We start from the raw sequence: 13,078 nt of genomic DNA on the forward strand, positions 1-13,078 counted from the left end.
CACCCGTCCCCTCGCGGGTGCCGTCCTGACGCCGTCTCCCCGGTGGTGATTCCGTGAAACCTTCGCAACCTTCGCTCACCACGCAGTTGAGCCAGCAGTTCCGCCAGTCCCTGGGGCTGGCGCCGAAGTTCATCCTCCTCACCGCGGTCATCACCGCGACGCTGGCCCTCAGCCTCACCGCCATCGCCACGCAGCGGCTGGAGAGCGGCCTGCTGGCCAACCACACGGAGGAGGGGCAGTTGGTGGCCCGGAGCATCGCGGTGGCCGCCGAGCAGGGCATCACCGCGGGCGACGGCACGCTCCAGCCCATGCTGGACGTCAGCCGTGACAGCGACGACCTGGACTACATCTTCGTCCAGGATGCCAACGGCAACGTCGTGGCGCACTCCTTCGCCAGCGCCTTCCCGGAGCCGCTCAAGGCCGCCGTCGTCGAGGCGGGAGACTCGGCCGTGGTGGAGCTGGAGGTCGGTGACATCCACCTGCGCGCGGTGAATGTCGCCGCCCCGGTGGCCGGCGGCAAGCTGGGCACGGTGCACGTGGGCATGTCGCTGGACCACATCGCTGGCCAGGTCTCCTCGCTGCGCTGGCGGATGGCGGGGTTCGCCCTGCTGCTGGTGACCCTGGGCGTGGCGGTGTCCGCGCTGTTCGGCCGCAGCATCGTCCGGCCGCTGCGCAACCTGACGGAGGTGGCGGGCCACATCGTCGAGTCCGGCGACCTCACCCGCCCCATCCAGGTGAAGAGCGGCGACGAGGTGGGCCGGCTGGCCAACTCCTTCGCGCAGATGGTGGGCCGGCTGCGCGAAGTCACCATCAACCTCCAGCAGGCCGCCACCGCGCTCACCCAGTCCACCGAGCACCTCAACACGTCCTCCACCGACCAGGCGCAGACCATCTCCCGGCAGGCCGCCGCCCTCCAGGAGACGCAGGTGACGGCGCAGGAAATCAAGCAGACGTCGATGCTCGCCGCGCAGAAGGCGGAGAGCGTGCTCTCCGTGGCCGAGCGCGCGGACACCCTGGCCAAGTCGGGCGAGGCCTCCATCGAGCTCACCATGGCGGGCCTCAACGACATCCGCGTCCAGGTGGGTGAGATTGCCCAGAAGATTCTCGAGCTGGGCGAGCGCACGCAGCAGATTGGCGGCATCACCCAGACGGTGAAGGACCTGGCGGACCAGTCCAACATGCTCGCGCTCAACGCGGCCATCGAGTCCGTCCGCTCGGGTGAGCACGGCAAGGGCTTTGGCGTGGTGGCCCGCGAAATCCGCGCGCTCGCGGACCAGTCCATCCAGGCCACCACCCGCGTGCGCGAGCTGCTGGACGACATCGCCAACTCCGTGACGTCCGCCGTGCGAATCACCGAGCGCGGCGCCGAGCGCATGGAGGCGGGCCTCGCCCAGGTGCGCACCAGCGGGCAGAACCTGCGCGAGCTGTCCTCCATCGTCCAGGACAACGCCGCCGCCGTCCGCCAGATTGCCGCCGCCGTGAGCCAGCAGAACGTGGGCATCAATCAAATCACCCTGGCCGTGAATGACCTCTCCAAGATGATGGACGAGACGGTGGCCCGCATCGGCTCCACCGGCGAGGCCGCCACCACGCTCCAAATCATCTCCGAGCAGCTCTCCAGCGCGGTGAAGAGCTACCGCGTCGGCTGAAGACGCCGGGCCGCGCGCGCCCGGAAGGACAAAGGCCCCGACTCCACCTGGGAGCCGGGGCCTTTTTCATGTCCAGCGTCTGCCGGGCGCTACGCCGGTGCCGCTTCGGCGGTGGCGGGCTTCGTCTGCAGCTTCAGGCTGTCACCCTCCACGTCGTAGCGGGCGACGCCGCCGTTCTTGAGGTCCCCGAAGAGGAGCGCCTCGGCGAGCGGCTTCTTCAGCGAGTTGTCCACGAGGCGGGCCATGGGGCGCGCGCCGAAGGCCGGGTCGTAGCCGTGCTCAGCCAGCCACGCGCGGGCGGCGGGCGTGAGCTCCAGCTTCACCTTCTTCTCGTCCAGCATCTTCTGGAGGAGGCGGACTTCCTTGTCCACGACCTTCAGGATGATTTCCGGCGGCAGGCCGGAGAAGAGAATCCACCCGTCGAGCCGGTTGCGGAACTCGGGGGTGAAGGTGCGCTCAATCGCCTTCTTCGCGCGGGTGCCGTCCGCGGGCTTCTGCAAATCCCCGAAGCCAATGGCCTTGGTGCTCATCTCCTGGGCGCCCGCGTTGGTGGTGAGGATGAGGACGATGTTGCGGAAGTCGGCCTTGCGGCCGTTGTTGTCCGTCAGCGTCGCGTGGTCCATCACCTGGAGCAGGATGTTGAAGAGGTCCGGGTGGGCCTTCTCGATTTCATCCAGCACCAGCACCGCGTACGGGTGCTTGCGCACGGCGTCCGTGAGCAGGCCGCCCTGGTCGAAGCCCACGTAGCCCGGAGGCGCGCCGATGAGCCGGCTCACCGTGTGCTTCTCCGAGTACTCGCTCATGTCGAAGCGCAGGAACTCCACGCCCAGCGTCTGAGCGAGCTGCTTGGCCAGCTCCGTCTTGCCCACGCCCGTGGGGCCGGAGAAGAGGAACGAGCCGATGGGCTTCTCCGGCGCACGCAGGCCGGAGCGCGCCAGTTTGATGGCGCTGACCAGGTCCTTGATGGCCGCGTCCTGCCCGAAGATGACCGCCTGGAGCTCCTTCTCCAGATTCTGGAGCTGGACGCCCTCGCTGGCGGACACGCTCTTGGCGGGAATCTTCGCCATCTTCGCCACGACGTTCTCGACGTCCGCGGCGGTGACGGTGTTGGTGCGCTTGCCCTCCGGCTTGAGCCGCTCGGCGGCGCCCGTCTCGTCGATGACGTCGATGGCCTTGTCCGGGAGGAACCGGTCGTTGATGTGCTTGGCGGACAGCTCCGCCGCGGCGCGGATGGCCTCCGGCACGTACTTCACGCCGTGGTGCTCCTCGTAGCGGCTCTTCAGCCCCTCCAGGATGAGGACGGTGTCCTCCACGCTGGGCTCGCCCACTTCAATCTTCTGGAAGCGCCGGGACAGCGCCCTGTCCCGCTCGAAGGCCGCCTTGTACTCCTGGAACGTCGTCGAGCCGATGCAGCGCAGCCGCCCGCTGGCCAGCGCGGGCTTGAGCAGGTTGGACGCGTCCATGGAGCCGCCGCTGGTGGCGCCGGCGCCGACGATGGTGTGAATCTCGTCGATGAAGAGGATGGCGTCCTTCTGCTCCTGCAGCGCCTTGAGCACGCCCTTGAGGCGCTCCTCGAACTGTCCGCGGAACTTGGTGCCCGCGAGCAGCGCGCCCATGTCCAGCGAGTAGACGACGGAGTTCTTCAGCGCCTCCGGCACCCGGCCCTCGTGGATGAACAGGGCCAGCCCTTCCGCGATGGCCGTCTTGCCCACGCCCGCCTCGCCCACGTAGAGCGGGTTGTTCTTCCGGCGGCGGCAGAGCACCTGGATGGTGCGCTCCAGCTCCTTCTCGCGGCCGATGAGCGGGTCGATGCGACCCTCCTTCGCCTCGATGTTGAGCTGGGTGGTGTAGGCCTCCAGCGGGCTCTTCCGGGGAGACTCACCCTCCTCGTCATCCCCCATGGGCGCGCCGCGGCTGGCCGCGCCCTCCGCGCCCTCGGAGGCCTCGCCCCCCGCGCCCTCTCCGTCCTTGGAGATGCCGTGGGAGATGTAGTTCAGGAGGTCCAGCCGGGTGACGCCCTCCTGCTGCAGGAGGTACAGCGCCTGGCTCTCCTCCTCGCGGAACATGGCCACCAGCACGTCGCCCCCGTCGATGAGCTTCTGCTCGGCGGACAAGGCATGCATGGCGGCGCGGTGGAGCACGCGCTCCACGCCAATGGTCTGCTGGGGCTCGGCCTCCACGCCCTCGGGCAGCCGTTCGACCGTCTCCTCCAGGAAGGAGACCAGCCGTTCCTGGAGGCGCTTCACGTTGGCCCCGCATGCACGGAGGACCTCGCGTGTCCGCGAGTCCTTCGTGAGTGCGAGGAGCAGGTGCTCCAGCGTCAGGTACTCGTGGCGCATCTTCCGCGCCTCTTCCAGGGCGGTGCGGAAGCTGGCCTGCAACTCTTTGGCAATCAGCGGTCCTGCCACGTTTCAACCTTCCTCGGGTTCCATGGAGAGCCGCAGGGGAAAACCATTCTCCTGAGCCGCGGCCTCCACCGTCTTGACCTTCGTTTCGGCGACCTCGAACGTATAGACGCCGGCAACCCCGACCCCGTTGTAATGAACGTGCAGCATGATCTGCACGGCATCCGTCTCCGACTTGTGGAAGATCTCCTTGAGCACGGCGACAACGAACTCCCGCGTCGTGTAGTTGTCGTTGTGCAGGAGCACCTTGTAGAGGGTGGGCCTCTTGAGCTTCTGCTTGGGTGCTGACTCCGTGACGACGGAGGTATCGTGCTCGTGCTTCTGCGCCATGGGTGTATCGGGCTCCCTTTAATGACGACGCGAGGGGGGATTTTCAGGCCCCCTCCTTGAAACCGGTTTCCGCCCGCCACTGGGGCAGGCCGCCTTCCACGGCTGCCCGCTCGTGGGCCAGGAAGCCGCGCACGGCGCGGTCCAGGCCGGGGTGGAGGAGCAGGTGCGCACTGTATGTGAGGTGCGGCTCGAATCCCCGGGTGAGCTTGTGCTCTCCGCCGTGTCCCGGCTCGAAGCGTGAAAGCCCCCGGGCGATGCCCTGCTCCACCGGGTGGTACAGGCAGACGTTGAAGTGCAGGAAGGGATGCTCCTCGAAACAGCCCCAATAACGGCCGTAGAGGACGTTGGGGCCAGCGAGGTTGAACGCTCCGGCCACCAACCGTCCTTCCCGCCGGGCCTCCACCCACTCACAGCGGTGCCGGAAGCAGGCGAGCATCCGCGCGAAGAAGTCCGGGGTGAGAAACCGCATGCCCCACGGGTACTTGTCCACCGTGGAGGCATACAGGCGGTAGACGGTCTCCGCGTCCACGTCCGCCAGCGCTTCGCCGGCCAGGGTGCGCACCTCGATGCCCTGGGCTGCCGGGGCGCGCAATTCGCGGCGCAGCTGGGTGCGCCGCTTGGAGTGGAAGCGCCCGAGGAAGTCGTCCAGCGTGCGGTAGCCCTCGTTGCGCCACTGGTACTGGACGCCCAGGCGCACCGCGAAGCCCTGGGCCTCCAACACGGGCAGCTCGTCCTCGGTGGGGAAGAGGACGTGGATGCCGGACAGGCGCTCGGCGCGGGCGTACTCCTGCGCGGCGGCGTACAGCTCGGCCTCGCGCGCGCGGCGGTCCTCGCCCGGGGCCACCAGCACGCGGCGGCCGGTGGCGGGGGTGAAGGGCACGGTGATGACGAGCTTCGGGAAGTAACGCAGCCCCGCGCGCTCGGCGGCGGTGGCCCAGGGCCCGTCGAAGACGAACTCTCCGTTGCTGTCGTCCTTGAGATACGCGGGCGCGGCGGCGACGAGGCGCGAGCCGCGCCACAGCGTGAGGTGGCGGGGATGCCAGCCCCGCTCCGGCACCGCGCTGCCGCTCTCCTCCAGGCACGCCAGGAAGGTCCACTCCAGGAAGGGCAGGCCGGCCTCGTCCACCAGGGCATCCCACGTGGCACGGGGGACCTCGGTGATGGAGGGCAGGATGCGCAGGGTGGTGGGCAGCGGGGTGGACATCGCGGCGGGTTCGTTCGGGCTCGGGCGCCGAGCCCCTTGGCTGGGTAGCGCGAGCCTATAACGGTGCGCCCCGGGTGCCGCCAGCAGCGCTCCGGAGCTACTTCCCGCGTGTCAACTCCGCGGCAAGGAAGCGGCCGACTTCCGCCACCCCCTCGGTGCCCCGGCGGCGGCCCTCTTCGGTCTCCATGACACGGCGCGCGGCGTCGCCCGCGGTGCCGACCTCCAGGTCCGCGAGGATGAGGAAGGCGCTCCAGGCGGGGTTGAGGGTGGCCACCTTGCCGGGGCGCAGGGGGCGGTCTCCCAACGTCGAGGCCACCTTCTCCAGGAGCCCGTCGTCGGTGAGCCGCTTCGTCTTGCCGCGCATGGCGTCCCAGGCGGCCTCGAGCAGCGAGGGCAGCATGCGCCCGGCGAGCGCGGTGGACAGCCGCTGCGAGGCCTCCTCCTCGTCGATGTTGTGGGCCTGCGCGTAGGTGGGCATCAGCTTCGCCACCACCACGGCACGGGTGGCGAGGTGGGCGAGGCGGGGAGGGTAGGGCACGGACACTCCTGGGTGCGGGCTACCAACGCACCAACAGACGGTAACCCTCGGGGCCGCGTTCCTCCACGGTGATTCGCGGCTGCACGGAGGTCAGCTCCAGCATCCGCTCCAGTCCGCCCGCCATCAGGTCCGGCCGGTTGTAGCGGTCCGTGAAGTAGATGCGGCGGCCGCGGTCCCCCACGGGCGTCAGCGTCACCACCACGTCCGTGCGCCCCATTAACGACAGGTAGCGCGGGATGCGCTCCAGGGCGCGCAGGGGGCCAATCATCGGCAGGGCCACCGCGGCGACGCGGCCCACGAAGGTCTCCGCGAAGCCCGAGACGAGCACGCGGCCGAGCTGCCGGTAGGCGGTCTCCTCGCCCAGCTCCGGATACACCTCCTGGCGCGCCAGGGTCGTCACACGCTGCCAGAGCTGGATGGGGTAGTCCATCTCCGGTTTCTTCAGGTCGTAGCCGAGCGCCGCCAGCTCCGACACCAGCCGCCCCTCCGCCTTGAGTCCCCGCACGAACAGCCCCTCGAACACACTCGCGGGCACGCGAGGCGTCGGAACGGGCGTTTCCTGGGGGCGGCGTTGGCTGCTCATCAGCATGAGCCTCCCAGTATACCCGATTCCACAAAGGTTTCTGGAAGTTCTTGGAATTCTCGTTGAAGAGTGGTGGGGAGGGGGAGGGGACGTTTGCTTCTTCGAGAGTCGGGTTGCTATGGGGCGGCGGGCGCCTTACAGGAAGGGCCTCAGGAGAATTGAATGTCGGTGAACATCCAGCTCGAGTGGACCCCGAACCCCAGCACGCTGAAGTACGTGGTCGACCGGAAGCTGCTGGCCGGCGGCGCACTGAACTTCACGAACCGGGACGACGCCCAGGCGAAGTCTCCGCTGGCGCACAAGCTGATGGACGTGCGCGGCGTGACGGCGGTGATGATTGGCAGCAACTTCGTGACGGTGACGAAGGGCGAAGAGGGCGAGTGGGACGAGATGAATGACGCGGTCATGTCCACGCTGGACTCGCACCTGACGGCCAACGAGCCGGTGGTGGACGAGGCGGCGGTGGCGGCGGCGCGTCAGGCCTCGTCGGGGGCGGAGGGTGGCTCCATCCAGGCGCGCATCCAGGACATCCTGGACAGCGAAATCCGCCCGGCGGTGGCGCAGGACGGCGGCGACATCACGCTGGACCGCTTCGAGGACGGCATCGTCTACCTGCACATGAAGGGCTCGTGCGCGGGCTGCCCGTCGTCCACGGCCACCCTGAAGATGGGCATCGAGGGGCGCCTGCGTGAGGCCATCCCCGAAGTGCTCGAGGTGGTGTCCGTCTGAGGCGCAACGTCAAGGCCTCCCAGGTCCGGCGGGAGCTGTTGCCGGACCAGTCCCCGGCGCTGTTGCGGGAGTTGCACCTGCTCACGCGCGAGGGGAACCTCAACGCGGACGCGCTGCGCAAGCTCAAGCAGGTCAACCACCTGATGGGCCTGTTGCGTCCCGCGGTTGAGGACGTGCAGGCGCGCCACCCCGACTCCGTCATGGTGGACGCGGGCAGCGGCAACGCCTACCTGGGCTTCGTCCTCTACGAGCTGTTCCTGAAGGACGCGGACAAGGGCACGCTGCTGTCCATCGAGGGCCGGCCGGAGCTGACCGAGCGCGCGAAGGGGCGCGCGGAGCGGCTGGGCTTCAAGCGGATGCAGTTCCAGACGGCGCACATCGACCAGGGGCAGTACCCGGAGCGCATCCACCTGCTCATGGCGCTGCACGCGTGCGACACGGCGACGGACGACGCGCTGGTGGCGGCCATCCGTCACGGGGCGGACCATGTGGCGGTGGTGCCGTGCTGTCAGGCGGAGGTGGCCGCGCAGCTCAAGGAGAAGCGGCCGGTGGTGGCGGGCAGCGGCGCCATGTCGCAGCTGTACGCGCACCCGTGGCACCGGCGCGAGTTCGGCTCGCACCTGACGAACGTCATCCGCGCGCTGACGCTGGAGGCCTTCGGCTACCAGGTGACGGTGACGGAGCTGACGGGCTGGGAGCACTCGCTGAAGAACGAGCTGATTCTCGGGCGCAAGGTGCACCGGGAGAACCGCCGCGCGCGCGTGCAGTTGGAGCGACTGCTGGCGGAGACGGGCGTGGCGCCGAAGCTGACGCGCGAGCTGGGCGTGAAGCCCGCCGTGCAGTCCGTCCCGGACGCGGAGACGGAGCCGGCCGCGCCGGAAGGCTCCGAGGCCCCGGAGCCCGCGGGCGCGTAGTCCCACGGTGGGCCGCTCACGAGCGGCCACCGTCCGGGCTGGAGTAGAAGGGCCCTCATGTCTGACACGGTGAAGCGGTCGGAGCTGGTGGCGCTCGTCGACATGGACGGGACGCTCTGCGACTACCAGGGGGCCATGCTCCGGGATTTGGAGCGGCTGCGCAGTCCGGGCGAGCCTCCGCTGACGGCCGAGCTCGAGGACTCGCCGTGGCTGCGGGCGCGGCAGGAGCTCATTCGCGGGCAGCCGGGGTGGTGGGCGCGGCTGGAGCGGCGGCAGCAGGGCTTCGACGTGCTGGAGGAATTGCGCGCGCTCGAGTTCGAGCTGCACGTGCTCACCAAGGGCCCTGCGAATTCGACGAACGCGTGGGCGGAGAAGCTCCAGTGGTGCCAGGCGCACGTGCCGGACGCGCGCGTCACCGTCACCATGGACAAGGGGCTCGTCTACGGGAAGGTGCTGGTGGATGACTGGCCGGAGTACATCCACCGTTGGCTCATGTGGCGGCCGCGTGGACTCGTCATCGTCCCCGCGCAGCCGTGGAACGTGGGCTTCGAGCACCCGAATGCGCTGCGCTACGACGGCACCAACCTGGCCGAGGTGCGCGCCCGGCTGCGGGCCGTGAGGGACGCGGCGCTTGGCGAAGCCCGGTGACGCCTAGAACGGCGCGGGCCGCTCGAAGGTGACGGGCTGGCCCGTGCCCGGGTGCAGGAAGGACAGCGCCTCCGCGTGCAGGAGCAGGCGCTCACCGGGGTGGCCGTAGAGGCGGTCTCCGACGATGGGTGCCCCGAGGCCGAGCGGATGCGCCGCGTGGACGCGGAGCTGGTGCGTGCGGCCGGTGTGCGGGAAGAAGGCCACGCGCGTGCGCTCGCCGTCGCGCTCCAGCACGTGCCACTCCGTCACCGCGGGCTTGCCGTGGACGGGGTCGTGAATCTGCCGGGGCCGGTCATCCAGGTCCACGCGGATGGGGAAGTCGATGGTGCCCCGCTCGCCCTTCACGAGGCCCTGGAGCCAGGCCACGTAGCGCTTGTGCACCGTCCGGTGGAGGAACTGCCGCTGCAGCGTCTCGTGGGTCCGCGAATCGAGCGCCGCGACGAGCAGCCCCGACGTGTCCAGGTCGAGCCGGTGCACGAGCAGCGGGCCCGTCGCGTGGGGATACCGCGCGCGCAGCCGGGTGAGCACCGAGTCCGTCAGCGAGGCCTCCCGGCCGGGCACGGAGAGCAGGCCGTGGGGCTTGTCCACCACGACGAGCCAGGTGTCCTCGAAGAGGATGGACAGCCCTTCGCTCGTGGCGGCGGCGGGAGCGAAGGCCCGGGGCGGCGCGACGGACAGTCCCTTCAGCATGTACGGCAGCAGCGGCCCGCACTTGTCCCGGCACGCGGCGTAGAACGCGCCGGAGACGCGGCCTCCCGAGAGCGGAGGCGCACCCCACCAGAACTCCGCGAGCGCCAGGGGTTGGAGGCCGAGCCTGAAGGCCTGCGCGAGGAGCTTCGGCGCGGCGCAGTCCGCGGCCCCCGACGGTGGCTCGCCCGACGTGAACAAGGTGCGCAGCGGCCGGCGCTCGCCGCGCGCATTCGGCACGTCGTAGGTGTCGTGGAGCCGCTTCATGAGCGCGCGGCTGACGATGCGGCGCAGCCGCTCCAGGGCCCGCAGCCGCCGCTCCAGCTTCGCGAGTCTCGGCGCGAGCGTCCGTCGTTCCTCTTCCTGCGCCGTGTCCAGCCGGCGCGCTTCCGCCTTGTCGCCCCGGCTCTCCTGGTCCAGCGCATGGAGGGCCGCGCGCCGCACGGCCTCATCGGGTGCCGCGGTGGACGGCTCCGGCGCCTGGAGCGCCGCGCTCTCGGCCGTGAGCTCCGCCCTGCGCGCGTGGCGCTGCTTCCGTCGCTCCTCATGCCGGGCCCGCATCGCCACGCGCTCCGACGCATGACGCGTCTGCTGGGCTTCGAGCGCGGCCCTCAGCTCCACCAACTCCGGCGACGCACGGTGTGTCTCCGTGCGGGCGTGGAGCGCCTTCACCACGGCCTCGCCGTCGGGCTCCAGCCGCGCGCGGACGTCGCGGTCGAACAGCGGCGGGACGAAGCCGGGCACATCCCACCGTCCCGCGAGCATCCCGGAGAAGGCCCGCAGGTAGCCGATGCGTCCGCCGGGCTCGCGCACCACGAGCACGCCGAACATCTTCCCGCCCTCGCGGCTGTCGAGCAGCGCGGCCGGAATCCCGGGGGCCACGAACCCCGCGCGAAGCTCCGCCTGCAGCTGCTCCGCGGCCCGCCGGGCGAGCGCTCGAGGGCCCTGCTCGTCGAAGGGGCTCGGGAAGCAGCCCGCGACGTCCGCCGTCGCGGGCTGCGGCTCGAACGGTGTCACCCACGTCTCCACGGCTCATCGGTAACACGAAACCGTGGAGACGCGGTGCTTCACTGGTACTGCCAGTTCGGCTGGTACTCCTTGTAGACGACGAACTCGTGGTCCGCGTACAGCGTGGTCGCGCTGATTTCGAACGTCAGCTCCAGGCCCACCGACTGCGGCTGGGCCCCCCAGGTGTTCTCGCTGCAGGGGTAGTTGTACGAGTACCAGTCGCTGCACCAGCTCTGGTACCAGGAATACGACTCGTAGAGCTGGTTGTAGGGCACGAAGCTCGACGGCCCGTTCTGCCCGTAGACGAACGCCGCCTTCACGGACTTGAGCGTCACGCCGGCGTTCGGGTTGACGACGTAGCTCGGCGCGGCGAGCGCGTAGTCGGCCGAGTCCTGGCAGTAACGGATCTGCCCGTAGTCGTCGTAGCAGCCGGAGTACCAGTTCGAGATGAGGACGGTGGGCTCCGTGTTGAGGTTGAAGACGCCCCACGGAATCGTCTGCACGGGCCGGTAGAAGTCCGGCGCGGCGGCGCCGGTGTTCAGCGCGAAGTCACCCATGTCGATCTGCTGCACGGTGGTGATGGTGCCGTTCAGCTTCAGCGCGCCCTCGAAGTTCATCGGCTCGCGGCGGGCCTGGCCCGTCTTGCCGCCCATGAAGAACTTCACGAAGCCAATCATCGCGCCGATGTACGGCGCCGCGCTGACCGCCCCCGAGGCGAGGAACGCCTGCGCCGGCGCCACCCACCACGGGTCCGCCGCCGTGTTGTCCGTCTCCTTCTTCACCCGCGCCGCGAGCGCGGCCTTCTGCGCGTTCAGGTCCTTGTAGTACTTGTGCCCCGCGTTGTACGCGCCCACCAGCGTGGAGAAGGCGTTGGTGTTCGAGGACGACGGCGCCGAGCTGTCGATGACCTGGTTGAGGTTGAGCGAGCCCTCGAGCGCGACCTGGCTGATGTCCATGCCGTGCAGCTCCAGGTGGAGCTTGGCTTCGGGATGGGCGTTGGGGTCATACCCGAACAGCGTGAAGTCCGCCCAGGCCCAGCCATGGTTGATGGCCATGCGGCCCATGAAGTCGTCCTGCTTGGCCTTGTCGTAGTCCGCGAGCGACGCCTTCACCGTGTCCGTGAAGGTCATCAAGCCCGCGGTGCTCGTCGTGCTGCGGAAGGACAGCTCCGCCCGGTACGCCGTGTACGCGAGGTTCTGCACGTTGTAATACATGAAGCGCAGCGTGCCCTTGTACTTGTTGTAGAGCGCGAAGAAGGGCATCGCCGGGGCGCTCGTGGGCGTGCCGAAGTCCCGGTACACCAGCATCCAGCCATCCGCCGGGTACATGTCCTTCTCGTCCGTCGCGAGCGCGTGGCCGCTCGTGAAGAAGGGCAGTTGCACGTTGTTGAGCTGGATGGGGGTGCTGCCGTTCGTCGAGTAGTACATCGTGTGGCCGGCACCGCTGACCGTCCAGTCCCACGTGGGGCTCAGGTTCGGGTCTCCCGGCGGCACGTAGCGGCCATTGAGGATGCGGTCCTTCTTCGGCTGGCTGATTTGCGTGGGCGACTGCGTCGGCGCGGCGGTGGCCGTTCCGAGCAAGAGGATGCCCATCAGCGCCATCGCGCGATGCGCGACGGTACGCGTCGTGCTCATCATGGGGTGTTGCTCCGTGTGGAGGGTTGAGCACACGGAAAACGTGCGGCCCCAGAATTTGTCGCACGGCTCAGGAAGCGAAATGCAGCCCGCGCACGACGTGCGAGGATGGCCGGATGATGGAAGGACTCGTCGAGGGGCCGGACGGAACACGGCGGTGCAGGTGGGCGGGGAGCGCTCCGGACTACATCGCCTACCACGACACGGAGTGGGGCCGGCCGGTGACGGACGACCGGCGCCTCTTCGAGAAGCTCTGCCTCGAGGGCTTCCAGTCGGGCCTGAGCTGGCTCACCATCCTCCGCAAGCGCGAGGCCTTCCGCGAGGCGTTCCTCGACTTCGACTTCACCCGGCTGGTCCGCTTCACCGAGCGCGACGTGGAGCGGCTCCTCGGCAACGCGGGCATCGTGCGCCACCGGGGGAAGATTGAGTCCGTGGTGAACAACGCCCGCCGCGCGTGCGAATTGGTGGAGCAGGAGGGCTCGCTCGCCGCCTTCGTCTGGCGCTTCGAGCCCTCCGAGGCCAGCCGGCCCCGGCACCTCACCTGGGAGGTGCTGCGGAGCATGCCCACCACCCCCGAGTCCACCGCGCTCTCCCGCGAGCTGCGCAAGCGGGGGTGGAGCTTCGTGGGCCCCACCACGTCCTACGCCTTCATGCAGGCGATGGGGATGGTGAATGACCACGTGGACGGCTGCGCGCTCCGGCACGAAGCGGAGCGCCTGCGCACGTCCCTGCGCCGGCCCGGGTAGGGC

At 69.4% G+C, this 13,078-nt stretch carries 12 protein-coding genes; 5 read left to right on the forward strand and 7 right to left on the reverse strand.

Annotated features, from left to right (window positions below):
* Positions 1 to 53 precede the first annotated feature (53 nt).
* Entirely contained in the window at positions 54 to 1,649 is a 1,596-nt protein-coding gene (locus OV427_RS31680; protein ID WP_267859938.1) for a methyl-accepting chemotaxis protein, read from the forward strand.
* 89 nt (positions 1,650 to 1,738) lie between these two features.
* Here the strand turns inward: OV427_RS31680 and clpA are convergent, their stop codons facing one another.
* From clpA to OV427_RS31705, 5 genes are all read right to left on the reverse strand, one after another.
* The gene (gene clpA, locus OV427_RS31685) at positions 1,739 to 4,057 is read right to left on the reverse strand and encodes an ATP-dependent Clp protease ATP-binding subunit ClpA (protein ID WP_267859939.1); all 2,319 of its coding nucleotides are present in this window, start codon (positions 4,055 to 4,057) and stop codon (positions 1,739 to 1,741) included.
* A 3-nt stretch (positions 4,058 to 4,060) separates the two neighbouring features.
* Positions 4,061 to 4,384, reverse strand: coding sequence for an ATP-dependent Clp protease adaptor ClpS (locus OV427_RS31690; RefSeq protein ID WP_163998010.1), 324 nt, complete (start codon positions 4,382 to 4,384; stop codon positions 4,061 to 4,063).
* Between the two features lie 43 nt (positions 4,385 to 4,427).
* Positions 4,428 to 5,588: a GNAT family N-acetyltransferase gene (locus OV427_RS31695; protein ID WP_267859940.1), complete on the reverse strand. Its 1,161-nt coding sequence runs from the start codon at positions 5,586 to 5,588 to the stop codon at positions 4,428 to 4,430.
* A 97-nt stretch (positions 5,589 to 5,685) separates the two neighbouring features.
* Positions 5,686 to 6,126, reverse strand: a complete 441-nt coding sequence (locus OV427_RS31700; RefSeq protein ID WP_267859941.1) for a hypothetical protein — start codon at positions 6,124 to 6,126, stop codon at positions 5,686 to 5,688.
* Between the two features lie 19 nt (positions 6,127 to 6,145).
* Positions 6,146 to 6,709 carry a DUF2378 family protein gene (locus OV427_RS31705; protein ID WP_267859942.1) on the reverse strand — a complete coding sequence of 188 codons (564 nt, stop codon included), beginning with the start codon at positions 6,707 to 6,709 and terminating at the stop codon, positions 6,146 to 6,148.
* 162 nt (positions 6,710 to 6,871) lie between these two features.
* On the opposite strand from OV427_RS31705, the gene OV427_RS31710 reads away from it, so the two are divergent.
* From OV427_RS31710 to OV427_RS31720, 3 genes are read left to right on the forward strand one after another with little or no spacing between them, the layout of a single operon-like run.
* Positions 6,872 to 7,438, forward strand: coding sequence for a NifU family protein (locus tag OV427_RS31710; RefSeq protein ID WP_267859943.1), 567 nt, complete (start codon positions 6,872 to 6,874; stop codon positions 7,436 to 7,438).
* A gap of 38 nt (positions 7,439 to 7,476) precedes the next feature.
* Positions 7,477 to 8,352 carry a class I SAM-dependent methyltransferase gene (locus tag OV427_RS31715; RefSeq protein WP_420718295.1) on the forward strand — a complete coding sequence of 292 codons (876 nt, stop codon included), beginning with the start codon at positions 7,477 to 7,479 and terminating at the stop codon, positions 8,350 to 8,352.
* Between the two features lie 57 nt (positions 8,353 to 8,409).
* A complete protein-coding gene (locus OV427_RS31720; RefSeq protein WP_267859944.1) occupies positions 8,410 to 9,000 on the forward strand; it encodes a 5' nucleotidase, NT5C type in 591 nt (196 codons plus the stop codon).
* Between the two features lie 3 nt (positions 9,001 to 9,003).
* Here OV427_RS31720 and OV427_RS31725 read toward each other — a convergent pair whose 3' ends face one another.
* Both OV427_RS31725 and OV427_RS31730 read right to left on the reverse strand, forming a co-directional pair.
* Positions 9,004 to 10,704 carry a pseudouridine synthase gene (locus tag OV427_RS31725; RefSeq protein WP_420718296.1) on the reverse strand — a complete coding sequence of 567 codons (1,701 nt, stop codon included), beginning with the start codon at positions 10,702 to 10,704 and terminating at the stop codon, positions 9,004 to 9,006.
* 50 nt (positions 10,705 to 10,754) lie between these two features.
* On the reverse strand, positions 10,755 to 12,329 hold the full coding sequence (locus tag OV427_RS31730; protein WP_267859946.1) for a hypothetical protein: 1,575 nt from the start codon (positions 12,327 to 12,329) through the stop codon (positions 10,755 to 10,757).
* 116 nt (positions 12,330 to 12,445) lie between these two features.
* Between OV427_RS31730 and OV427_RS31735 the strand changes: the two genes are divergently transcribed.
* Positions 12,446 to 13,075 carry a DNA-3-methyladenine glycosylase I gene (locus OV427_RS31735; protein ID WP_324290012.1) on the forward strand — a complete coding sequence of 210 codons (630 nt, stop codon included), beginning with the start codon at positions 12,446 to 12,448 and terminating at the stop codon, positions 13,073 to 13,075.
* The last annotated feature ends 3 nt before the right edge of the window (positions 13,076 to 13,078 follow it).

Source organism: Pyxidicoccus sp. MSG2, assembly GCF_026626705.1.
In the GTDB taxonomy this organism is placed as follows: Bacteria; Myxococcota; Myxococcia; order Myxococcales; family Myxococcaceae; genus Myxococcus.

Bases quoted from the DNA above. Each gene is read 5' to 3' on its own strand.
- OV427_RS31690 (WP_163998010.1), bottom strand. From the start codon at position 4,384: ATGGCGCAGAAGCACGAGCACGATACCTCCGTCGTCACGGAGTCAGCA.
- OV427_RS31695 (WP_267859940.1), bottom strand. From the start codon at position 5,588: ATGTCCACCCCGCTGCCCACCACCCTGCGCATCCTGCCCTCCATCACC.
- OV427_RS31705 (WP_267859942.1), bottom strand. From the start codon at position 6,709: ATGAGCAGCCAACGCCGCCCCCAGGAAACGCCCGTTCCGACGCCTCGC.
- OV427_RS31710 (WP_267859943.1), top strand. From the start codon at position 6,872: ATGTCGGTGAACATCCAGCTCGAGTGGACCCCGAACCCCAGCACGCTG.
- OV427_RS31720 (WP_267859944.1), top strand. From the start codon at position 8,410: ATGTCTGACACGGTGAAGCGGTCGGAGCTGGTGGCGCTCGTCGACATG.
- OV427_RS31730 (WP_267859946.1), bottom strand. From the start codon at position 12,329: ATGAGCACGACGCGTACCGTCGCGCATCGCGCGATGGCGCTGATGGGC.
- OV427_RS31735 (WP_324290012.1), top strand. From the start codon at position 12,446: ATGATGGAAGGACTCGTCGAGGGGCCGGACGGAACACGGCGGTGCAGG.